The sequence below is a fragment of the Enterobacter pseudoroggenkampii genome (genome assembly GCF_026420145.1).
Classification (GTDB): Bacteria; Pseudomonadota; Gammaproteobacteria; order Enterobacterales; family Enterobacteriaceae; genus Enterobacter; species Enterobacter pseudoroggenkampii.
Genome location: NZ_JAPMLV010000001.1, coordinates 234,815 through 256,551 on the forward strand (window position 1 = coordinate 234,815; position 21,737 = coordinate 256,551).

19 protein-coding genes and 1 pseudogene are annotated in these 21,737 nt (G+C 55.8%); 13 read left to right on the forward strand and 7 right to left on the reverse strand.

Translation table 11 applies throughout. The annotated features are described in order from the left end of the window. Nucleotides 1-5: 5 nt before the first annotated feature. On the reverse strand, nt 6-914 hold the full coding sequence (locus OTG14_RS01140) for a LysR family transcriptional regulator (RefSeq protein WP_267214458.1): 909 nt from the start codon (nt 912-914) through the stop codon (nt 6-8). 100 nt (nt 915-1,014) lie between these two features. On the opposite strand from OTG14_RS01140, the gene OTG14_RS01145 reads away from it, so the two are divergent. The 7 genes from OTG14_RS01145 (at nt 1,015) to pheP (ending at nt 10,252) form a co-directional block, all read left to right on the forward strand. After that, nucleotides 1,015-2,013, forward strand: coding sequence for an aldo/keto reductase (locus OTG14_RS01145; RefSeq protein WP_208763579.1), 999 nt, complete (start codon nt 1,015-1,017; stop codon nt 2,011-2,013). 304 nt (nt 2,014-2,317) lie between these two features. Beyond that, the gene (locus OTG14_RS01150; RefSeq protein WP_024906891.1) at nt 2,318-3,334 is read left to right on the forward strand and encodes an iron ABC transporter substrate-binding protein; all 1,017 of its coding nucleotides are present in this window, start codon (nt 2,318-2,320) and stop codon (nt 3,332-3,334) included. Between the two features lie 24 nt (nt 3,335-3,358). Then, on the forward strand, nt 3,359-4,933 hold the full coding sequence (locus tag OTG14_RS01155) for an ABC transporter permease (RefSeq protein ID WP_267214459.1): 1,575 nt from the start codon (nt 3,359-3,361) through the stop codon (nt 4,931-4,933). A 1-nt stretch (nt 4,934) separates the two neighbouring features. Then, nucleotides 4,935-5,966, forward strand: a complete 1,032-nt coding sequence (locus OTG14_RS01160; RefSeq protein ID WP_032646219.1) for an ABC transporter ATP-binding protein — start codon at nt 4,935-4,937, stop codon at nt 5,964-5,966. Nucleotides 5,967-6,116: 150 nt separating this feature from the next. Beyond that, nucleotides 6,117-6,392, forward strand: a complete 276-nt coding sequence (gene yahO, locus OTG14_RS01165; RefSeq protein WP_024906894.1) for a DUF1471 family periplasmic protein YahO — start codon at nt 6,117-6,119, stop codon at nt 6,390-6,392. A gap of 184 nt (nt 6,393-6,576) precedes the next feature. Further along, nucleotides 6,577-8,760, forward strand: a complete 2,184-nt coding sequence (locus tag OTG14_RS01170) for a TonB-dependent receptor (protein WP_267214460.1) — start codon at nt 6,577-6,579, stop codon at nt 8,758-8,760. Between the two features lie 103 nt (nt 8,761-8,863). Beyond that, a complete protein-coding gene (gene pheP, locus OTG14_RS01175) occupies nt 8,864-10,252 on the forward strand; it encodes a phenylalanine transporter (RefSeq protein ID WP_267214461.1) in 1,389 nt (462 codons plus the stop codon). 86 nt (nt 10,253-10,338) lie between these two features. Here the strand turns inward: pheP and OTG14_RS01180 are convergent, their stop codons facing one another. Together OTG14_RS01180 and OTG14_RS01185 are read right to left on the reverse strand one after the other, a co-directional pair. Beyond that, nucleotides 10,339-11,583, reverse strand: a complete 1,245-nt coding sequence (locus tag OTG14_RS01180; protein WP_024906897.1) for a mechanosensitive ion channel family protein — start codon at nt 11,581-11,583, stop codon at nt 10,339-10,341. 65 nt (nt 11,584-11,648) lie between these two features. Continuing rightward, entirely contained in the window at nt 11,649-13,085 is a 1,437-nt protein-coding gene (locus tag OTG14_RS01185) for an MFS transporter (RefSeq protein WP_267214462.1), read from the reverse strand. Between the two features lie 107 nt (nt 13,086-13,192). Here OTG14_RS01185 and OTG14_RS01190 point away from each other — a divergent pair, with 107 nt between their 5' ends. The 3 genes from OTG14_RS01190 to OTG14_RS01200 all read left to right on the forward strand — a co-directional run bounded on the left by OTG14_RS01190 (nt 13,193) and on the right by OTG14_RS01200 (nt 14,798). Next, nucleotides 13,193-14,062 carry a helix-turn-helix transcriptional regulator gene (locus tag OTG14_RS01190; RefSeq protein WP_061715828.1) on the forward strand — a complete coding sequence of 290 codons (870 nt, stop codon included), beginning with the start codon at nt 13,193-13,195 and terminating at the stop codon, nt 14,060-14,062. A gap of 138 nt (nt 14,063-14,200) precedes the next feature. Beyond that, the gene (locus OTG14_RS01195; RefSeq protein WP_248272941.1) at nt 14,201-14,530 is read left to right on the forward strand and encodes a type II toxin-antitoxin system RelE/ParE family toxin; all 330 of its coding nucleotides are present in this window, start codon (nt 14,201-14,203) and stop codon (nt 14,528-14,530) included. Further along, nucleotides 14,511-14,798, forward strand: coding sequence for a helix-turn-helix domain-containing protein (locus OTG14_RS01200; protein ID WP_104949203.1), 288 nt, complete (start codon nt 14,511-14,513; stop codon nt 14,796-14,798). The genes OTG14_RS01195 and OTG14_RS01200 overlap by 20 nt, the downstream gene beginning before the upstream one ends. A 36-nt stretch (nt 14,799-14,834) precedes the next feature. Here the strand turns inward: OTG14_RS01200 and nfsB are convergent, their stop codons facing one another. The 3 genes and pseudogenes from nfsB to OTG14_RS01215 all read right to left on the reverse strand — a co-directional run. Next, complete coding sequence (gene nfsB, locus OTG14_RS01205) at nt 14,835-15,488, reverse strand: oxygen-insensitive NAD(P)H nitroreductase (protein ID WP_024906901.1); 654 nt, start codon at nt 15,486-15,488, stop codon at nt 14,835-14,837. Between the two features lie 120 nt (nt 15,489-15,608). Then, nucleotides 15,609-15,977: an MmcQ/YjbR family DNA-binding protein gene (locus OTG14_RS01210; RefSeq protein WP_024906902.1), complete on the reverse strand. Its 369-nt coding sequence runs from the start codon at nt 15,975-15,977 to the stop codon at nt 15,609-15,611. Between the two features lie 5 nt (nt 15,978-15,982). Next, nucleotides 15,983-16,543, reverse strand: a pseudogene (locus tag OTG14_RS01215) (TetR/AcrR family transcriptional regulator); the annotation flags it as partial. Between the two features lie 190 nt (nt 16,544-16,733). Between OTG14_RS01215 and OTG14_RS01220 the strand changes: the two are divergent. Continuing rightward, the gene (locus tag OTG14_RS01220) at nt 16,734-17,837 is read left to right on the forward strand and encodes an MBL fold metallo-hydrolase (protein WP_267214463.1); all 1,104 of its coding nucleotides are present in this window, start codon (nt 16,734-16,736) and stop codon (nt 17,835-17,837) included. 32 nt (nt 17,838-17,869) lie between these two features. After that, nucleotides 17,870-18,211, forward strand: a complete 342-nt coding sequence (locus OTG14_RS01225; protein WP_010428317.1) for a RamA family antibiotic efflux transcriptional regulator — start codon at nt 17,870-17,872, stop codon at nt 18,209-18,211. A 54-nt stretch (nt 18,212-18,265) separates the two neighbouring features. Here OTG14_RS01225 and OTG14_RS01230 read toward each other — a convergent pair whose 3' ends face one another. Continuing rightward, entirely contained in the window at nt 18,266-18,514 is a 249-nt protein-coding gene (locus OTG14_RS01230) for a DUF1158 domain-containing protein (protein WP_013097677.1), read from the reverse strand. A gap of 479 nt (nt 18,515-18,993) precedes the next feature. On the opposite strand from OTG14_RS01230, the gene OTG14_RS01235 reads away from it, so the two are divergent. Then, nucleotides 18,994-21,702 (forward strand): cation-transporting P-type ATPase, encoded by a 2,709-nt coding sequence (locus OTG14_RS01235; protein WP_267214464.1) that lies wholly within the window; start codon nt 18,994-18,996, stop codon nt 21,700-21,702. Nucleotides 21,703-21,737 lie beyond the last annotated feature (35 nt).

Genomic DNA, 21,737 nt, shown 5'->3' on the forward strand with positions numbered 1-21,737 from the left:
TCCTCTCAACGCACGTCTTTATTCATCGACATCACCCACGCTATGAAGGTTCTAAGCGGTGCTGGCAGATGTTTTCGGCTCGGGTAGTAAACACAAAAATTATCAGCGGGATAGGTATAATAAGGTAGCAAACGGACAAGTTTGTTTTCGCTAATTTTATCCTCAACCAGATTCTCATAAACAAACGCAATCCCTAACCCATATTCAGCAGCCTGGATCATTGCCGCGTCTGAATCGACAACCAGATCGCCATTAACAGATACCTCCATTGTTTCCCCTTGTGGATCCATAAACTCCCAGCGATACAGCTTTCCATCAGGAAAACAGCGATTTATACACCTGAAATTGACCAGATCTTTTGGTGAGTCAGGCGTGCCTGATTTCTTCAGAAAATCGGGGCTGGCAACGGGAATAAGAGACATCTTGCCACCAAAAGGAATGGCAACCATATCTTTAGGAACATCTTGTGTATAACGTATTCCGGCATCGAAACCTGAGTCGATAATATTGATTTTTCTGTCAGTGGTGAACAACTCTAATTTAATACCCGGGTAATCATTTTTGAACGTAACGAAATGGCTTTGAAAAAAGAGATCAACCACGATCCGGGGTAAGTTGACTTTGATGACGCCTTCTGGCTTTTCTTTCTGGTCATTGAGATTATCAATGACGCGTCTGTAGTCATTCAGCACGGGCGTCACGTCATCAAGAAACGCTTTACCGACGGCCGTCAAAGACAAGCTTCGGGTGGAGCGATTCAAAAGTCTAACCCCAAGTTTTTCTTCAAGATTATTTATGGCGACAGTTAACGTCGGCGCTGAAACATTTAATTCTTTTGCGGCCTGACGAAAACTCCCGTGTTTTACAATAAGAAGTAATATTTCTATATGTTGTAACTCTGGTGCATTTTTCATTGTTAATTCTCATAAAATACTGCATTAAAAATATACTAATTGTTATGCGTTAAGAATGAAAGTATATATTTCCTGTCATTTATCAAAACAGGAATATAAGATGAAAACACGTTATCTGGGAAAAGATAAATTCCAGGTGTCAGCACTGGGGTTGGGTTGTATGGGGATGAGTTTTGCCTATGGTGGCGCCGAAGAATCGGAGGCGATCAATACCATTCACGCTGCGGTCGATTTGGGCGTTACCTTCCTTGATTCCGCGGAAGTTTATGGCCCCTATGATAATGAAGTCCTGGTCGGGAAAGCGATTAAAGGCATTCGCGACAAGGTACAGATTGCGACAAAATTTGGTTTTCGCATCCTTCCCTCCGGACATGGTCTTGAACGTATGGCTGGTGTTGACAGCCGCCCTGAACATATTCGTGAAGCGGTAGAAGGTTCACTTAAACGTCTCAATATCGAGACTATCGATCTGCTTTATCAGCACCGCGTCGACCCGTCTGTACCTGTTGAAGACGTTGTGGGAACAATGGCTGATTTAATCAAGGAAGGGAAAGTTCGCCATATCGGGCTTTCAGAAGTCTCAGCCGACACGTTACGCCGGGCCTGCAAAGTTTATCCGATTACCGCCGTGCAAACGGAATATTCGCTCTGGACTCGCGAGCCGGAGGAAAGCATTCTCAACGCTTGCCGCGAGCTGGGCGTTGGGTTTGTGCCCTACAGTCCGCTGGGTCGCGGATTTTTAACCGGGAAAATCACGGACAGCTCCGGCTTTGGCGAGGATGATTTCCGACGGAACCTGCCTCGCTTCCAGAAAGCAGCGATGCAGAAAAACCAACAGCTGCTCGGCCAGCTACAGGATGTCGCAGATAAATACCGCTGTTCCCTCGCACAGCTGGCCCTCGCATGGGTGATGAGTAAAGGAGATGACATTGTTCCTATTCCGGGGGCTCGAAAAATAGCGCATTTGCAGGATAATGCGGGGGCGGTCAGCCTGAATCTTTCCGATTCTGATATTAAGTTCGTTGACCATGTCTTTACGCCTGACAATATTCAGGGGCAAAGATATAACCAGGGTGATTTTAATTTAATCGATAAATAACACACCGCATTACATTCTCCTGCTTCTCTGGCGGGAGAGTTGTTCATCTGTGCATTAAATATCGCAATAATAAATAGAAGGCTAATGAATTCTTCTTCCGTTCAGTCTTAAGGTTTTCTTAATTTTGAATTGAATTGTCTTTCCCATCTGGATTTTTATCATTTCAAACCACGTAATAATGAAATTTTACACTTTTACGCGTAAACTGGATTGATACTAATTATCATTAGCGTTGTTGTATGCTTTAATCCTGTCCCACAAAGCTATGAGTGGTTACTCCCGTTGGTCTATTAAGGATATGTTCATGAATTCTCGCCTGCTGTCCTGCTTCTCGCTTGCCTTGTTGTCGTCATCCCTTTTCCTTTCCACACAATCAGTTGCCGCCGATAACAACGAAGGTATCGTTGTGTATAACGCGCAGCATGAAAACCTGGTGAAGTCGTGGGTTGACGGTTTTACCAAAGAAACCGGCATTAAAGTGACTTTGCGTAATGGTGATGACAGCGAGCTGGGTAACCAGCTGGTTCAGGAAGGCAGCGCATCGCCGGCCGACGTATTCCTGACGGAAAACTCACCGTCCATGGTGCTGGTGGATAACGCTAACCTGTTTGCGCCGCTGGATGCAGACACCCTGAAGCAGGTACCGGCAGAGTATCGTCCGGCGCACGGTCGTTGGATCGGCATTGCCGCCCGCAGCACGGTATTCGTCTATAACCCGGCAAAACTGAACGAACAGCAGCTGCCTAAGTCGCTGATGGATCTGGCGAAACCCGAGTGGAAAGGCCGCTGGGCGGCATCACCGTCAGGCGCGGATTTCCAGGCCATCGTGAGCGCGATGCTGGCTCTGAAAGGCGAAAAGGCCACTCTGGAATGGCTTAAGGCGATGAAAGCCAATTTCGTTGCCTATAAAGGCAACAGCACGGTGATGAAAGCCGTCAATGCCGGCCAGATTGATGGCGGCGTGATTTATCACTACTACCGCTTTGTCGATCAGTCTAAAACCGGTGAAAACAGCAAAAACACCCAGCTCTACTACTTCAAACACCAGGATCCGGGCGCGTTTGTGAGCCTTTCCGGCGGTGGCGTGCTGGCGTCCAGCAAGCACAAAGCCCAGGCGCAGGCCTTCATCAAATACATTACCGGCAAAGAAGGTCAGGAGAGTCTGCGTACCAACAACGCCTTTGAATACGCTGTGGGCGTAAACGCGGCCTCAAACCCGAAACTAGTCCCACTGAAAGATCTTGATGCACCGAAAGTTGAACCTTCAACGCTCAACAGTAAAAAAGTTATCGAGCTGATGACGCAAGCCGGTCTGCTGTGATCCTGAGAGTGAAGTGAACGTCTTATGTCTGGTCTGAGTCTCGACATCGGAAAAAACAGAGTGCAGGAGCCTGCCCGCAGGCGTCCTGCACTGCCGATGGTTGCGTTAGCTGTGTTGTTTTCATTAATGGCGCTTCTGCCTTTGGGTTTTATCATTGCCATTGGCATTGAGACCGGCTGGGAAACCATTAAGGCGCTGGTGTTTCGCCCGCGTGTTGCTGAGCTACTCAGCAACACGCTGTGGCTGACGGCTTTAGCGGTTCCGCTGTGTATCGTGACGGGCGTGGCGATAGCCTGGCTCACCGAGCGCACGCAGCTTGCCGGGCGAGGGATCTGGTCTGCACTGGCGGTCGCCCCGCTGGCGATCCCCGCGTTTGTGCAAAGCTATGCCTGGGTAAGCGTTGTCCCCTCCATGCATGGGCTCTCCGCGGGCGTGTTCCTCTCCGTTCTGGCCTACTATCCGTTTATCTATATGCCGGTTGCGGCGGTGCTGCGTCGTCTTGACCCGACGCTTGAAGATGTCGCCGCATCGCTCGGCACGCCGCCCTGGCGGGTCTTTTTCCGCGTGGTGCTGCCGCAGCTCAAGCTGGCTATCTGCGGCGGCGCGCTGCTGGTGGCGCTGCATCTGCTGGCGGAATATGGCCTGTACGTGATGATCCGCTTTGATACCTTCACCACGGCAATCTATGACCAGTTCCAGTCTACCTTCAGCGGCCCGGCGGCGAACATGCTGGCGGGCGTGCTGGCCTTATGCTGTCTGGCTATCCTGGTGCTGGAAGGCGTAACGCGCGGAAAAGCACGCTACGCGCGCATTGGCGCCGGGGCCGCGCGCGAACAGAAACGCTGGCCGCTGAAGCCTGCGGCTGCCGCGCTGGGCCAGCTGTTTTTCATCGTGCTGATCGTGCTGGCGCTGGGCGTGCCGTTGATTGTCCTGTGCCGCTGGATTTGGCTCGGGGGCGTGCAAAACTGGATGAGTCCCGATCTCTGGCACTCCCTGCGCCAGACGCTGATGCTCGGCGTGGGCGGTGCGCTCCTGACGACGGCGTGCGTGATCCCCATCGCGTGGCTGGGTATCCGCTATCCGCACCGTATCTTCCGGATGCTGGAAGGGTGCATCTATATCACCAGTTCACTGCCGGGCATTGTCACGGCGCTGGCGCTGGTCACCGTCACCATTCATTACGCCCGCCCCATTTACCAGACGGAAATTACCCTGTTCCTGGCCTACCTGCTGATGTTTATGCCCCGAGCGCTCATCAACCTGCGGGCGGGAATTGCGCAGGCGCCGGTCGAGCTGGAAAACGTGGCGCGCAGCCTGGGCAGCACGCCCGTGAAGGCGCTCTGGAGCGTCACGATGCGGCTGGCCGCGCCCGGTGCTGCGGCGGGTGCCGCGCTGGTTTTCCTCGGCGTCAGCAACGAGTTGACCGCCACGCTGTTGCTCTCTCCGCTGGGCACGCGCACGCTCTCCACCGGATTCTGGGCGCTGACCAGTGAAATTGACTATGTTGCCGCCGCGCCTTACGCGATGCTGATGATCCTGATTTCACTCCCGCTGACCGCCATTCTCTATATGCAGTCGAAAAAAATTGCAGGGCTATGACATGCTTGAATTAACCGCCATTTCTAAATCGTTTTCTGATGTGCAGGTGCTCGACAGCTTAAACCTGAGCGTTGCGCCGGGGAGCAGGACGGCGATTGTCGGGCCGTCCGGGTCGGGGAAAACCACGCTGCTGCGTATTCTTGCCGGTTTCGAAACGCCTGACACCGGGCGTATTGTCATGCAGGGGAGAACGCTGTTTGATGAAAACCGTTTTGTCCCTGCCCACCAGCGCGGGATCGGTTTTGTACCTCAGGAGGGGGCGCTGTTCCCGCACCTCAATGTGGCAGACAACATTGCCTGGGGGCTGGACGGCACCCGCCACGAGAAACGCCAGCGCGTTGAGGCGCTGATGGAAATGGTGTCTCTGGACAGGCAACTGGCAACGCACTGGCCCCACGAGATTTCCGGCGGGCAGCAGCAGCGCGTGGCGCTTGCCCGTGCGCTGGCCCAGCGTCCTTCACTGATGCTGCTGGATGAACCGTTCTCGGCGCTGGATACCGGCCTGCGCGCCATGACGCGTAAGGCAACGGCCGATCTGCTGGCCGAAGCGGGCGTGGCCTCGATTCTGGTCACCCACGATCAGAACGAAGCGTTGTCCTTTGCCACGCAGGTTGCCGTGATGCGCTCCGGACGCTTCACACAGGTCGGTACGCCTTATGAGGTTTACACCCGTCCCGTTGACGAAGAGACGGCGCTGTTTCTTGGCGACGCCGTGATCCTGCCAGCTCAACTCGCTGCCGGGTATGCCGTGTGCGCGCTGGGTGAAGTGCCGACGGACAACGCGCATGCGACAGGACAGGGCAGGGTGATGATGCGCCCTGAACAATTACGCGTGACGGCATGTGCCTCACATGAAAGCCCGATCTCGATTCTTGATGTGGATTTCACCGGACAGCTATCGACGCTCACCCTCGGATTAGCCGGGCAGCAACAGCCCGTGATTCTGAAGACCGTCAGCCAGCCAGGATGGAACCCGGGCACGGCGGTACGCATTGATATTGCTGGCACCGCGCGGGTATTCGAATATTCTTAATATTCGTTAGTAATTTCATGCAACGGGTTGTTATAAAAGAATTTTCCCGAACGTATGGCATTTCCTGAGATTCTCTACCATGCTCATAAAACCTCACCACAATGCGTGAGGTTTTTCGTAGTTGCTGATTAATCTCAAGGAAAAAAGGTTATGAAAAAGACGACTGCTATTTTGTTGGGAACGGCGTTACTGTTTACGACCAATGCTTTTGCTGCTCAGTTGCTGACAAAAAATGAGTTCAAGAAAGTTGCGTCTCAGTATCAAAAAATCGGTACGGTAAGTACCTCGAATGAGGTATCTGTTGATGATGCAAAAAAAGAACTGATTGAGAAAGCCGATAAGAAAGGCGCAGATGTCCTGGTGCTCACGTCAGGGAACACCAACAATAAAATTCACGGTACGGCCAATATCTACAAGAAAAAATAACGTCATTGCAGCCACCCCCGCAACGGGGTGGTTGTTCCCCTCATTTCTCGCCAAACCTCCTCATGAACGCGGTTACACTTGCTAATGCATGTATAATGCGTATAGTTCTCATTTGCATTTTGATAAACACATTCTAAGACCCGACAACGGGTCATTTTTGCGCGCACGTATAAATGAGTTAACGATGAACAACACCAAAATAAACAACACGCTGTTGGCGCTCGCCGTTGGCGCGGTGACGCATTCCGCCTTCGCGGCGGACGATCAAAAAGAGGAAACCCTCGTTGTCCAGGCTGCACCAGCCAGCGATTTCAAACCCGGTGGCGACCAGTTGGTACCGGCCTTCCTTGACGGGCAGATGGCGAACGGCGGGCGCATGGGGATGCTGGGCCAGCAGAACGCCATGGACGTGCCGTTCAACATCATCAGCTACACCTCGAAGCTGGTGGAAGATCAGCAGGCGAAAACCATTGCCGATGTCGTCGCGAACGACGCGGGCGTGCAGTTCGTCCAGGGGTTCGGCAACAGCGCGGAAACCTACCGTATCCGTGGTCTGAAGTTCGACGGTGACGACATGACCTTTGGCGGGCTGTCCGGCGTGCTGCCGCGCCAGGTGGTGGATACCCAGATGGTTGAGCGCATTGAGATCTTCAAAGGGGCAAACGCCCTGATGAACGGCGCGGCGAGCTCCGGCGTGGGCGGGATGATCAACCTTGAGCCAAAACACGCGGGCGAACTCCCGCAGGCGAAAGTGGGCGTCGACTACACTTCCGATTCTCAAATTGGCACCACGCTGGATGCGGGCCGTCGCTACGGCGACAACGACCAGTTTGGCGCGCGGGTGAACCTGGTGCACCGCGAAGGGGAAACCGGCATACCGAACGATCGCCGCCGCACCACGCTGCTCTCTACCGGCCTGGATTACAGCGGTGACCGCTTCCGCACCTCGCTTGATCTGGGCTATCAGAAGAAAACCTTCCACGGTAGCCCAACCAGCGTCAACATTTCGGCGGTGGATTTCGTGCCCGAGCCGCCGAAAAACGATCGCAACTTCTCGCAGAAGTGGGCCTACAGCAACATCGAAAACGAGTTCGGGATGTGGCGCAGCGAGTACGACATCACCGACGGCTGGACCGCCTATACCGGCCTGGGCGCGCAGCATGCGCATGAGGAAGGGATCTACAGCGCGCCGAAGCTGGTAGATAAAAGCGGCAAGGCAACGGTCAGCCGCCTTGATACCAACCGCATCAGCGACTCCGTCAGCGGTATGGCGGGCATTCGCGGTAATTTCAATACTGGTTTCGTCTCGCACAAGGTCAACGTTGGCTATTCGGCGATGACCAAAAACGAAAAAATCGCGTGGAAAATGTCGGCGACGAAGGATAACCCGACGACCAACATCTACCACAACACCGGCGTTGAGATGCCGGACAGCACCAACCTCAACGGCTCAGGCGGGAAATACAGCGACCCGCTGACCAGCGGACGCACCCGTACCCAGGGCTGGCTGTTGAGCGATACCCTGGGCGTGCTGGACGACAAACTGCTGTTCACCGCCGGCGCGCGCCATCAGAAGGTGGTCATTCGCGGGTATAACAAAATTACCGGTGCGGAAAGCGCGGCAGACGGCTTCGACGGCAGCCGCTGGATGCCAACCTACGGCGTGGTCTACAAGCCGTGGGAGGAAATCTCCCTCTATGCTAACCATACCGAAGCGCTGCAGCCGGGCAAAACCGCGCCTAATACCGCCACCAACTACGGCCAGAGCACCGGTATCGTGCACTCTAAGCAGAACGAAGTGGGCGTGAAGGCGGACTTTGGCCGCGTGCGCGGATCGCTTGCGCTGTTCGAAATCAAGATGCCGTCGGCGATCCTCGACGACAGCGGCCACTACGGCCTTGACGCCGAGCAGCGTAACCGTGGCGTGGAGCTGAACGTCTTTGGCGAGCCCATGCTGGGGATGCGTCTGAATGCCAGCGCCACCTGGCTGCAGGCCGAGCTGACCAAAACCAAAAATGGCGTCAATCAGGGGAACGATGCGATCGGTATTCCGAACTTTTACGCCGTGCTGGGCGCAGAGTACGACATCAAGCCGATTGACGGCCTGACCGCCACCGCCCGCGTGAACCACTCCGGCGCGCAGTACGCTGACCTGGCAAACACCAAAAAGCTGGACAGCTACACCACGCTGGATCTGGGGATGCGCTATCGCTTCGCGGTGAACCACAATGCAAACCAGATGACCGTGCGCGCAGGCATCGATAACGTGACCAATGAAAACTACTGGGCCAGCGTGGACGATTCCGGTACTTACATCACGCAGGGCGAACCGCGCACCTTTAAGATCTCGGTTGGCTACGAATTCTAAGCGTTCCATCTCGTTATCCGGGGCAGGGATGCCCCAATCCCTTGCTACCTCCAGCATGAAGTGTTAAAACGTGCCCCTTCTAAAAAAGAGACAGGGGTAGGACGTGAAAGACGCGTCATCCGCTTCAGGCCATGGTAGCGCCGAAGCCTCGTCGGATCAGAATCCGACGCTGCAACGTGGTTTGCAAAATCGACATATTCAGTTAATTGCCCTTGGCGGCGCAATCGGTACCGGGCTCTTTCTCGGCATCGGCCCCGCTATTCAGATGGCGGGCCCGGCAGTGCTGCTGGGTTACGGTATCGCCGGGATTATTGCCTTCCTGATCATGCGCCAGCTTGGCGAGATGGTTGTCGAAGAGCCGGTTTCAGGCTCCTTCGCGCACTTTGCTTATAAATACTGGGGCCCGTTTGCCGGCTTCCTGTCCGGCTGGAACTACTGGGTCATGTTCGTGCTGGTGGGAATGGCGGAGCTGACCGCCGCAGGCATCTATATGCAGTACTGGCTGCCGGATGTCCCGACGTGGATCTGGGCGGCGGCCTTCTTCATCATTATTAACGCCGTTAACCTCGTCAACGTCCGCCTGTATGGTGAAACCGAGTTCTGGTTTGCGCTGATCAAGGTGCTGGCGATTATCGGCATGATCGGCTTTGGCCTGTGGCTGCTGTTCTCAGGCCACGGCGGCGAGCGCGCCACGATCGACAACCTGTGGCAGCACGGCGGCTTCCTCGCCACCGGCTGGAAAGGGCTGATCCTCTCCCTGGCGGTGATCATGTTCTCCTTCGGCGGTCTCGAGCTGATTGGCATTACCGCCGCCGAAGCGCGCGACCCGCATAAAAGCATTCCAAAAGCGGTTAACCAGGTGGTGTACCGTATCCTGCTGTTCTACATCGGCTCGCTGGTGGTCTTGCTGGCGCTCTATCCGTGGGTGGAAGTGAAATCCGACAGCAGCCCGTTCGTGATGATTTTCCACGATCTGAACAGCAACGTGGTCGCCTCTGCGCTGAACTTCGTCATTCTGGTGGCGTCGCTGTCGGTCTATAACAGCGGCGTTTACTCCAACAGCCGTATGCTGTTTGGCCTCTCCGTTCAGGGCAACGCACCGCGCTTCTTAACCCGCGTCAGCCGTCGCGGCGTGCCGGTGAACTCCTTGTTACTGTCAGGTGCCATCACGTCGCTGGTGGTGCTGATCAACTACCTGCTGCCGAAAGAGGCCTTTGGCCTGCTGATGGCGCTGGTTGTCGCCACGCTGCTGCTGAACTGGATCATGATCTGCCTGGCGCACCTGCGATTCCGCGCCGCGATGCGCCGCAAGGGGCGCGAAACGCAGTTCAAAGCGCTGCTTTACCCGGCGGGTAACTACCTCTGTATCGCTTTCCTGGGGCTGATTCTGGTACTGATGTGCACCATGGATGAGATGCGCCTCTCGGCGATGCTGCTGCCGGTGTGGGTGATCTTCCTGTTTGTGACGTTTAAGCTTTCCCGCAAAAAGTAGCACGTTTTTCACCCTCTCCCTGTGGGAGAGGGCCGGGGTGAGGGCACCAGACCGCACTTGCCTTCACGCCCGGGTGCCTACACAGATTACCTGGCAATGACCCCCGACAGGGCGCGAATATCGTTCCCGGTCGGGGACTGGTGAATACGCAACCCAAATTCATCCACCACCGCGAAAATATGGTCGAAGATGTCGGCCTGAATCTCCTCATATTCTGCCCAGACCACCGTATTGGTGAAGGCATATATTTCAATCGGCAAACCATTCGCGTCAGGTGCTAGCTGGCGCACCATCAGCGTCATATCTTTGCGAATGCGCGGGTGATTGCGCAGATATTCGTTCAGGTAGGCGCGGAAGGTGCCGATATTGGTCATTTTGCGCAGGTTTAATACCGATTCCCCTTCACCGTTCTGCTGATTCCACAGGTTAATTTCCTCATGACGTGCGGCCAGATAAGGCTTCAGCAGTTTCGCCTGAATGAGCTTCTGCTGCTCCTGCTCGTCGAGGAAATGAATACTGGTGGTATCAATATTCAGGCTGCGCTTAATACGTCGCCCGCCGGAGGCCGACATGCCGCTCCAGTTGATAAAGGCGTCGGAGACCAGGGCCCACGTCGGAATGGTCGTAATCGTATTATCGAAATTGCGTACTTTCACGGTGGTCAGGCCGATATCCGTCACCGTGCCGTTGGCGCCGTATTTCGGCATTTCCAGCCAGTCGCCGAGCTTGAGCATGTCGTTGGCGGAAAGCTGAATACCTGCCACCAGTCCGAGTATCGGGTCTTTAAACACCAGCATCAGCACGGCGGCCATGGCGCCCAGACCGCTTATCAGAATCGCCGGGGACTGGCCGATGAGCAGGGAGATAATCAATATCCCCACCAGGATGGCGCTCACCAGCTTGATGCCCTGGAAGATCCCTTTCAGCGGCAGCTGTGACGCGGTGGCCATTTTCTGCGACAGATTGAAAATCACGTCCAGCAGCGAGAAGAAGGAGAGCAGGGCATATACCATTACCCACAGCCTGGCGCAGGTAGTGAGAATTTCCGCTGCTTCGCTGCCTTTTTGCAGCCACAATACCGCCTGGACATTGACAATTATCCCCTGCAGGGTAAAGGCCAGACGGTGAAATAATTTATTCTGGGTGATGATCTGCAGCCATAAATGGCTGCTGGCCTGCGCGCGTTTTTCGAATGCGCGAAGCACCCCTTTGTGTAGAATAAAATGAACGATGATGGCGGTAAGAAAAATAATACCAAAGATAATCACTAAAGAGGTGGTGTGATTAATTTCAATGCCTAACTCTTCAACCTGAGCAATCAATTCCTGCATAACGTCTCCTGTATTTTTGCAGCCCCATAATGGCGGCTGCGGATCTATTATGCAAATTCACGAACTTATTTGGCGGCCTGGCAGACCTTTACCACCGGCAGGCACAGGCTATGGCGGATGCGCAGCGTCGCCAGAGCCAGCACCACCATCATGGCCGTTTCCACCATCAGGAAGACGTTAACCGCCTGGGTGTAATCCCCGTGATGGTTTTGCAGCGCGTGCAGCAAGATTGCGCCAAAAATGGCCGGGCCAAGACCCAGCGCGGCCTGCTGGAGCGTGCTTAAAATAGCGCTCGCGGCCCCCGCGTCGTCAGGCTGAATGTCGCGCATCCCGATGCGGTAGAAGCTGTTCACGATCAGCGCCTGCCCGTAGCCCACCAGTCCGGTGGCGGGTGCCAGCGTCAGGGCGGTATTCTCTATGCCCCAAACGCGGAACGTGGCGATCAGCGCCAGCAGGCCGGTGATCTGGATCGCCAGACCCGTCAGCAGGATGGTGCTGGTGCTGTAGCGGGCAATCAGCCGCGGCGCGAACCACGCCGAAACAAAGTAGGTCACGCCAAGGGCGATAAAGCTGTTCCCGGACTGCCACGGCGCCATCCCCAGACCCGTTTGCATGGTCAGTGCCATACAGAACATAAATCCGGACCAGACGCTGAAAAAGAGCATCGCAATCAGAATGCCAAAGCGCACGCTGCGAAGCGCAAGCAGGCGCGGCGGGATCAGCGGGTGGGCATTCTCACGCTCTTTTTTGCGCGCATTCAGCGCCATCAGCCAGGCCAGCGGAACAAGGGCGAGCAGCATCGCCTTCAGCGGCCAGGACCAGTGCCACTGCGGGCCGAGCGCCATCGGGAACAGCAGGCAGCAAAGCATGATGGCCAGCAACACGGTACCCGGCCAGTCGATGCGTGACGGCGTCTCGCGACGGGTTTCCGGTACGAAGCGGCGGCTCAGCGCCAGCACCACCAGACAGATCGGCACGTTGATAAAGAAGGCGTTACGCCAGCCCAGCCCGGCGATATCCGCCGACACCAGCCAGCCCCCGCCCATCTGCCCGACGATAAACGCAATCCCGCCGATGCCGCCGAACAGGCTGATGGCTTTTGCATGCGCCGTACCTTTCAGCGTCACGTGCAGCGTGGCAAGAATTTGCGGCATGATCAGTGCGGCACCCGCGCCCTGAACGATGCGCGCGGCGAGCAGCTGTTCAATGTTCCCCGCCATTCCGCACAGCAGCGAGGCCAGACCAAAGCTCGCCACACCCCACATAAACAGACGGCGACGGCCAAAATTATCCCCCAGCTTGCTGCCGAGCGCGAGGCAGACGGCAAAGGCCACGCCGTAGAGCGCGACGATCAGCTCCAGCTCGGTGGCGGTAGCGTGCAGTGAATGGGTAATGGCGTCCAGCGCCACGTTGGTGATTGAGGTATCAATCATCGGCAGCATCTGGCCGGTTAACAGCAATATCAGGCCAGCGCGACCCGGTGAAACAACTGACGTATTCATGGTAACTCCATTGCGTCATTCAACAGATGGTCGTAGCATCTACCATCAGATAAACGGGTACCAGTTCTTACTTATACTGGTACTGGCACCACCATGCAGGGGGATTTATGGCGCTGATGTCTGAACCCGTCGTCTCACTTCAGGATGACACCCGAAAACAGCTGGGGGCATTTTTACGCGCGCGGCGTGAAAGCCTCGATCCGCAGCGCTTAGGCCTGCCGCGCAGCGGTCGCCGCCGCACGCCCGGTCTGCGTCGGGAAGAGGTAGCGATGCTCGCTGACGTGGGCGTAACCTGGTACACCTGGCTTGAGCAGGGCAGGGACGTCAATCCGTCCAGCGCGGTGATGGCGGCCGTGGCAAAAGCGCTGCAATGTACCCCGACCGAGGCCCGGCATCTGTTTGTATTAGCGGGTTTGCCGCCGGGTGAAGCACCCCAGGCGGTCTGCTGCGAGGGCATCAGCGAAGGCACACGCCGCCTGCTCGACACCCTGCTGCCAAAACCTGCCAGCATCCAGAAGCCCAATTTCGACATCGTGGCGTGGAACGACAGCTTCGGCCACCTGATGGGTGTGGATTTCAATGAAATCCCGCCGGAAGACCGCAACTGTATTTACCTGTTCCTCACGCATCCGGCGTGGCGCGCGCGTCTTGGCAGACGCGACGACGTGCTGCCCATTTTTGTCTCCTATTTCCGCGCGGCGATGGCCGAGCACCGGGGCGACCCGCTGTGGGAAGCCAAACTGGCGCGCTTCTTTGCGGTGTCCGAAGAGTTTAAAACCCTGTGGCACCAGCGTAACGACGTGCGCGGCGTGGAGAATCAGCTCAAGCTGTTTACCCATCCCGAGCTGGGGGAGTTTACGCTGCAGCAGATGTACTGGTATTCCGCGCCGCGAAACGGGTCGCGTCTGCTGGTGTATCTGCCGGTAGATGAGGCAGGGGAGCGGGCGATGGCGTGGCTGGCGGCGCAGGGGAAATAGTTTTTTGCGAGGGGCTTTCAGGGAATAAGCACGGTTTCGGTTTAGCCTGGTTGAAGCGTATAAAGTGCGTCATGAAAGGCAATATTAGCCTTTAATGCAAATTGTCTTATATGCTAATATCATCAGGGATGAAAAATCGTGTTCAGACTTATCGTTCATGAGGCCGTTAGAGAAGAAATTCTCGCATTGCCAGCAGAGGTACAGGCGAAGCTGATTCGCCAACTTGATAAATTACGCACTCACCCGACAGCACTACGAGAACCCGACAGCAAGCCCTTACCCTATGGTTTGTTTGAAATCAGAACCGTTGGGGCGATCCATAGCCGTGGGATCTATGTGTACCAGCGGGAAAAGACGATTTTCCTGTTGCGTGTGTTTATCAAAAAGACGCAAAAAACACCCTCTGCTGAGATTCGTCTGGCGCTGAAAAGACAACAGGAGATGTTGGATGAGCAAGAAGATTATTGACTGGGACGAATTAAGAACCGAGCTGTTAAGTGATGCGGAAGTAAAGGCGTCTTTTGATGCGGAAGCCCGTAAAGAACGTTTGCAGGAGATGCTGGCACAATGGCGTAATCATGCTGGCCTGACGCGTGCTCAGGTTGCGGAGCGAATGGGCGTCAGCGCGCCAACGGTATCGCGAATGGAAGCCAATATCACCCGGGCGAGCCTTGATACGTTAACGCGATATGCGCTGGTATGTGGGGTTAAGCATCCGCAGATCACGCTTTACTGATGGCTGGCACGCCGGGATCCAGCGTGCCAGTAAGGTTTAGCACTCAGTCACAATCGTGCTCAGCGGCAGGCGAGATTTCGGCAGCGTGGCGTTGAAATCTTCTACGCTGTGATGCCCAACCGGCACCACCACCAGGCTGGTGAAGCCCTTCTCTTTCAGGCCAAACTCTTCGTCGAGGATCGCAGCGTCGAAACCTTCGATCGGTACCGCGTCCAGGCCCATTGCGCCCACGCCCAGCAGGAAGTTGCCCACGTTCAGGTAAACCTGCTTCGCCATCCACTGGTCGTCATCTTTCAGATCCACGCGGTGCATGTCGGCAAAGTAGGTACGGCCCTTATGGTTCGCGGCTTTGGCTTCCGGGGTGTTGAAGCGACCGTCGGCTTCTTCCTGATCGACAACGCGCTCCAGCCAGGCATCGTCCATCGCGGTTTTTGCGCAGAACACCACCACGTGAGATGCATCCAGCATTTTGCGTTCGTTGAACACATAGGTGCCCGCGGCGGATTTCGCCACGCGCGCTTTTCCTTCCTCGGTGCTGGCCACAATGAAGTGCCACGGCTGGGAGTTGGTGCTGGACGGGCTGTACTGCAGCAGGGTTTTGATTTTTTCCGCTTCTTCCGCGGTCAGTTTTTTGCTTGCGTCGAACGCCTTGGTGGAGTGGCGTTTCAGGGCGACAGAAATGATATCCATAACAACTCCTGGTGATGAAATTCGCCCGCTCGCGGGCGCGAAAGGAAAGCAGATTACCGCGCGAAGCGGCAAAAGATAAGTGCAATTCGAGCGCTTAATCTGTTCGTCTCAGACGAACAATCAGACTGGCCGGATCCACTTCTGGTCTTTTTTCGGCAGCTTATCCACCACCAGATGCCAGGAGTCATTAATGAGGTCGGTAACCAGTTCCGGCGTCACGTCGTCAGTGCCGTAAAGGGAAATCCAGTGCTTTTTACTCAGATGGTAGCCGGGTTCTACCCCGCGGTAGATCTGCTGGTTTAACAGTGATTTCTCCGGGTCTGACTTCAGGCTGACGTGCGGCCGCCCGTGCGCGACGGCCACAATCATGAAAATTTTTCCGCCCACTTTGAAGACGTCAAACTCCGGCCCGAACGGCCAGCAGTGTTCGGTGAACGGCAGTTCCAGGGCCACACGCATAGCGTGCTCCTGTAAGGCTTTACTCTCCATTGGCGTCCGCGCCACATCACCTCAAAGCCGAGCGCTTTAAAATCAACGGCGCGGGACGGATCGCGGGTGGCAAATTCCATCGTGCTTTCAGCCAGCGATAAGAAAAGTGCATCGCCAAACGTTTTAAATTCATCTGACATAAACACCGGGCGCACCGAGCGGCGGCACAGCTCATGGAGTTCCGGGAACATATCTTTCACCGCCTGTTCCGTTTCGACGCTCAGCTTTTCACTGACGCCAATCTGGCGGATCGCCGCATGAGAAACGGGGTTACGTATACCCCAGTCCACATAGCTGTTCCAGATATTGCGGGTATGTTCTTTAGGCAGCGTGATGGTGCGATCGAGGTTCGCCAGCATGGTCTGGCAGAGATCCTGCTTCAGATGCACATAGAGGGCATTCAGCAGATCGTCTTTCGTAGCAAAGTAGCGGAACAGGGTACCTTCGGCGACGCCCGCCTTACGGGCAATGAGCGCCGTTGAGGCGGCGATACCTGACTGTGCAAACGCCGCCGTTGCGGCTTCCAGTAAGGCCTGTTTTTTATCTTCACTCTTCGGACGTGCCACTAAATTGTTCCCCCTGTCAATGGTTAAAACCCTGATTGAAACACGTGCTTTGACACGCTGCAACGCGGAATGTCAAAGATCGAAAACGTCTTGACGACTTTATCATCATATCTATAATGAGTGCTTACTCACTCATAATCAAGTTTACCCTGCGCACGCTATCGGATGGGGCGCGTTTTCGGGTCAGGATATGAAAAAACCTCTCTTCATCTGCGTGGTGTTAATCATGATTATTGCTTCAGCCGCGAGTTTACCGTTTGTTCTGAATGCCGGATTCGGCCAGCCGCCGCAGGGTGAGCAGCTCACCGAAGTGGAGGCCTCCCCACAGTATCGCGAGGGGAAATTCCACAATACGCTGCCGACGCCGGGTTATAACGGTGACAAAAACATGCTGGTCGCGATGTGGGAATTTCTGACCAAAAAAACCGAAAACGCCCGCCCGGCCCGGCCGCTTCCGCTGGTGAAAACCGATCTTGCGAGCCTGCCGCTGGAGCAGGACACCCTGGTGTGGCTCGGTCACTCCTCGTGGTACCTGCAGCTCGCGGGCAAACGGATCCTGATTGACCCGGTTCTTGGCAACTATGCCGCGCCGTTCTCGTTCCTCAATAAGGCCTTTACCGGCGAGTATCCGTGGCGCGCTGAACGCATGCCGGCGATTGACCTGCTGATTATCTCGCACGATCACTACGATCATCTGGATTACGCCACTATCAAGGCGCTACTGCCAAAGGTGAAGCGCGTGGTGACGCCGCTGGGCGTGGGATCCCACCTGCGCTACTGGGGAATGAAGCCTGAGATTATTGACGAGCGCGACTGGAACCAGTCGGTACGCATCAGCGATGAATTGACGGTGCATGTTCTGCCAGCACGTCACTTCTCCGGGCGCGGCATTAAACGCGATCGCACCCTGTGGGGCAGCTTTATGTTCGTCACGCCAGATCAGAAGATTTATTACAGCGGGGATTCCGGTTACGGCCCGCACTTTAAGGCTATCGGCGAGCAGTTTGGTGAGGTGGATTTAGCCATTATGGAAAACGGTCAGTACGACCAGGACTGGAAGTACATCCACATGCTGCCGGAGGAAACGGCGCAGGCCTCGGCGGATCTGAATGCGAAAGCCGTGGTGCCCGGGCATAACGGACGCTTCGTGCTGGCGAAACACGCCTGGAACGATCCGCTGATCCAGCTGGCAAAAGCCAGCAAGGATAAAAATTATCGGCTGCTGACGCCGGAACTGGGCGAGCCCGTCCGGGTAAGCGACAGCGCACAAACCTTTCGTGCGTGGTGGGAATAATGTTTAAGCGAGAAGCAGAGGGGGACAGCAGTATGACCATTTCCGCTCAAGTCATCGACACTATCGTCGAATGGATCGACGACAATCTGCATCAGCCATTACGTATAGAAGAGATTGCCCGCCACGCGGGTTACTCGAAGTGGCACCTGCAGCGGCTGTTTATGCAGTACAAAGGGGAGAGCCTGGGACGTTATATCCGTGAACGTAAGCTGCTGCTGGCGGCGCGCGATCTGCGAGAATCCGACGCCCGGGTGTACGACATCTGCCTGCGCTACGGGTTTGACTCGCAGCAGACGTTTACCCGCATCTTCACCCGTACGTTCAACCAGCCGCCGGGTGCGTACCGTAAAGAGAACCATAGCCAGACACATTAACCTGTCGCGTGCAGGCCGGGTAAGGCGTAGCCGCCACCCGGCTTTTTTGTGAGCTCAGGACGCGAGTGAAAACCAGCGTCGCCAGACAAAACGCAGCACGAAGAATTCAATCGCCCCGAGCAGTAAAAACCACACGCAGAACAGAATGGTATAGAGCTGGTTAAGATCGACCATATGAAAGGTCTGAACCAGCTTCTGCGCCAGCACCAGCCCAAGCGAAGGCGCAGGGAGCAGCAGGCACGAAAGCAGGGCCAGCAATAAAATGCCGCCTGCGGTGAGCAGCGATTCTAGCGGGTGTTTCATCGTAATGTTAATCGTCAGTTAAAAATGTCATTGTCCGGCATTCTGTAACGTAAAGCAATATCAGCCCCGCTGACCTTTTTGAATAAAATAAAGACATTATTACTGCGCACAAATAACAACATACGACCCGGCGTTTATATTAATATCGCGTTATGTAAATAAACGTCCGCATCAGGAAAATAATTTTACAAATGTATAGGTGCTATAACCAATTAACGTGGCAATAACAATGGCCGCGATAACGTATAACACCAGTCTGCGCCCGCGATAAATACCCCACATGGTTCCCCCTCGTTTAGTATTGGTTTAGAAATATTTTGTAAAAATCAGGTCATCGAAATAGTTTTAATCAGTTTTGAATAACCGAGAAGTCATTATATTGCGGTAGATCAATTTTACCCGCAAGTCTTTAAAATGAATTTATTTAAGCCCGAAAGGAATTCAGGCTTCAGTTCACCGGATATTGAAGGAAAAATACGATGACCGAAAAAAAATTGTCCCCAAACATGCCGCCTTCCGGCGGGCTGGCATACCAGCAGACCGCAGAGCAGGTGCTTGCTCACGCGCAGAGCCAGGCCAGCGGTCTGGATCGTGCGGAGGCGCAGGCGCGTCTGCAAAAAACAGGGCCGAACGCGCTGCCGGAGAAAAAAGGTAAACCTGCCTGGCTGCGTTTCCTGGCCCATTTTAATGATGTGCTGATTTATGTCCTGCTGGCCGCCGCCGTATTAACGGCAATAATGGGCCACTGGGTGGATACGCTGGTTATTTTAGGCGTGGCGGTAATCAATGCCTTAATTGGCCATATTCAGGAAAGCAACGCGGAAAAATCCCTGAAGAGTATTCGTAATATGCTCGCCAGCGAGGCGCGCGTTATTCGTAACGGTAACCATGAAACAATCCCCACAACTGAAATAGTCCCGGGCGATATTATTGTATTACGCGCGGGGGATCGTATTCCGGCGGATATGCGTTTAATTGAAGCGCATAATTTACGCGTGGAAGAAGCGATTCTGACCGGTGAATCCACCGTGGTGGATAAACACGTTAATCCGCTGAGCGGTGAATTACCGCTGGGCGATCGTACCAACATGGTCTTCTCCGGGACGACAGTCAGCGCGGGCGGCGGCGTCGGTGTGGTCACCGCGACCGGTCAGGATACGGAACTCGGCCACATCAACCAGATGATGGCAGGTATCGAGAAGCACCGTACGCCGCTGCTGGTGCAGATGGACAAGCTGGGTAAAGCGATCTTCGCGATTATTCTGGCAATGATGGCCGCGCTGTTTGTCTTCAGCCTGGCGTTCCGCGAGATCCCGATGGGGGAGCTCCTGCTCTCCCTGATTAGCCTGGCGGTGGCCTCCGTACCGGAAGGTCTGCCGGCCATTATCTCCATCATCCTCTCCCTGGGCGTGCAGGCGATGGCGCGCAAGCGGGCGATTATCCGCAAGCTGCCGACGGTTGAAACCCTGGGCGCGATGACCGTGGTCTGCTCGGATAAAACCGGTACCCTGACCATGAACGAGATGACGGTTAAAGCCATCATTACCGCTGACGCCTGCTACCGCGTGGACGGTAACAGCTACGAGCCGGTGGGCAACATCTACCTGGAAGGCAGCGACGAGCCGGTGCAGATCCAGCCGGGCACCGTGCTGGAGCAGTACCTGCGCACCATCGACCTGTGTAACGACAGCCAGCTGATTCAGGACGATCGCGGGCTGTGGGGCATCACCGGTGGGCCGACCGAGGGCGCGCTGAAGGTGCTGGCGGCGAAGGCCAGCCTTGAGCCGGTGATGACCACGCTGGTGAATAAGATCCCGTTCGACTCGCAGTACAAGTACATGAGCACCCACTACCAGATTGGCGGTGAGGAGCAGATCCTGATCACCGGCGCGCCGGACGTCATTTTCGCTCTGTGCGCCGAGCAGCAGACCCGCAACGGTGTGGAAGCCTTCAACCGCACGTACTGGGAAAGCGAGATGGAGCGCTATGCGCGTCAGGGGCTGCGCATGGTCGCCGCGGCGTTCAGGCCGGCGAACGGCGAGCAGGAGCTAACGCACGATGACCTGAGCCACGGCCTGATCTTCCTCGGCATCGCCGGGATGATGGATCCGCCGCGTCCGGAAGCGATTGACGCGATTAACGCCTGCCAGCAGGCGGGGATCCGCGTGAAGATGATCACCGGGGATCACCCGCAGACGGCGATGAGCATTGGCCAGATGCTGGGAATCACCAACAGCGAGCAGGCGGTTACCGGCTACGAGCTGGAGAAGATGGACGACGCCGCGCTGGCGGAAGCCGCGGTGAAGTATGACATCTTCGCCCGTACCAGCCCGGAGCATAAGCTGCGCCTGGTGAAAGCGCTGCAGGACAAAGGCGAAATCGTCGGTATGACCGGCGACGGCGTGAACGATGCCCCGGCGCTGCGTCAGGCTGACGTGGGCATCGCGATGGGCATCAAGGGCACGGAAGTGACCAAAGAGGCGGCGGATATGGTCCTGACGGACGATAACTTTGCCACCATCGCCAGCGCGGTGAAAGAGGGGCGTCGCGTTTACGACAACCTGAAGAAGACCATCCTGTTCATCATGCCGACCAACCTGGCGCAGGGGCTGCTGATTGTGATTGCGCTGCTGGCGGGGAACATCATTCCGCTGACGCCGGTGCTGATTCTGTGGATGAACATGGCCACCTCCGCCACGCTCTCCTTCGGCCTGGCCTTTGAGGCCGCCGAGCGCAACATCATGCGCCGTCCGCCGCGTCAGACCGGGCAGCACGTGATGGACGCCTACGCCGTCTGGCGCGTGGCCTTCGTCGGCACCATGATTGCCATTGCCGCCTTTGCGCTGGAGGCCTGGCTGGCCCCGCGCGGCCACAGCGCGGAGTTCATCCGCACCGTGCTGCTGCAGATGCTGGTCTGCGCCCAGTGGGTATACATGATTAACTGCCGCAACACCGAAGGGTTCTCCCTCAACCGCGGCCTGCTGGCGAACAAAGGGATCTGGCTGGTGACGGGCGTGCTGTTCCTGCTCCAGGCGGCGATTATCTACCTGCCGTTTATGCAGATGCTGTTCGGCACCGAAGCCCTGCCGCTGCGCTACTGGTTTGTGACCCTGGCCGTTGCAGGCGTGATGTTCTTCGTCGTCGAAATCGAGAAGCGACTGACCCGCAGGTTCCGTAAGGCTGCATAACCTTTTGCCCTCACCCTAACCCTCTCCCACGGGGA

Bases quoted from the DNA above. Each gene is read 5' to 3' on its own strand.
- OTG14_RS01140 (WP_267214458.1), bottom strand. From the start codon at position 914: ATGAAAAATGCACCAGAGTTACAACATATAGAAATATTACTTCTTATT.
- OTG14_RS01145 (WP_208763579.1), top strand. From the start codon at position 1,015: ATGAAAACACGTTATCTGGGAAAAGATAAATTCCAGGTGTCAGCACTG.
- OTG14_RS01150 (WP_024906891.1), top strand. From the start codon at position 2,318: ATGAATTCTCGCCTGCTGTCCTGCTTCTCGCTTGCCTTGTTGTCGTCA.
- OTG14_RS01155 (WP_267214459.1), top strand. From the start codon at position 3,359: ATGTCTGGTCTGAGTCTCGACATCGGAAAAAACAGAGTGCAGGAGCCT.
- OTG14_RS01160 (WP_032646219.1), top strand. From the start codon at position 4,935: ATGCTTGAATTAACCGCCATTTCTAAATCGTTTTCTGATGTGCAGGTG.
- yahO (WP_024906894.1), top strand. From the start codon at position 6,117: ATGAAAAAGACGACTGCTATTTTGTTGGGAACGGCGTTACTGTTTACG.
- OTG14_RS01170 (WP_267214460.1), top strand. From the start codon at position 6,577: ATGAACAACACCAAAATAAACAACACGCTGTTGGCGCTCGCCGTTGGC.
- OTG14_RS01180 (WP_024906897.1), bottom strand. From the start codon at position 11,583: ATGCAGGAATTGATTGCTCAGGTTGAAGAGTTAGGCATTGAAATTAAT.
- OTG14_RS01185 (WP_267214462.1), bottom strand. From the start codon at position 13,085: ATGAATACGTCAGTTGTTTCACCGGGTCGCGCTGGCCTGATATTGCTG.
- OTG14_RS01190 (WP_061715828.1), top strand. From the start codon at position 13,193: ATGGCGCTGATGTCTGAACCCGTCGTCTCACTTCAGGATGACACCCGA.
- OTG14_RS01200 (WP_104949203.1), top strand. From the start codon at position 14,511: ATGAGCAAGAAGATTATTGACTGGGACGAATTAAGAACCGAGCTGTTA.
- nfsB (WP_024906901.1), bottom strand. From the start codon at position 15,488: ATGGATATCATTTCTGTCGCCCTGAAACGCCACTCCACCAAGGCGTTC.
- OTG14_RS01210 (WP_024906902.1), bottom strand. From the start codon at position 15,977: ATGGAGAGTAAAGCCTTACAGGAGCACGCTATGCGTGTGGCCCTGGAA.
- OTG14_RS01220 (WP_267214463.1), top strand. From the start codon at position 16,734: ATGAAAAAACCTCTCTTCATCTGCGTGGTGTTAATCATGATTATTGCT.
- OTG14_RS01225 (WP_010428317.1), top strand. From the start codon at position 17,870: ATGACCATTTCCGCTCAAGTCATCGACACTATCGTCGAATGGATCGAC.
- OTG14_RS01230 (WP_013097677.1), bottom strand. From the start codon at position 18,514: ATGAAACACCCGCTAGAATCGCTGCTCACCGCAGGCGGCATTTTATTG.
- OTG14_RS01235 (WP_267214464.1), top strand. From the start codon at position 18,994: ATGACCGAAAAAAAATTGTCCCCAAACATGCCGCCTTCCGGCGGGCTG.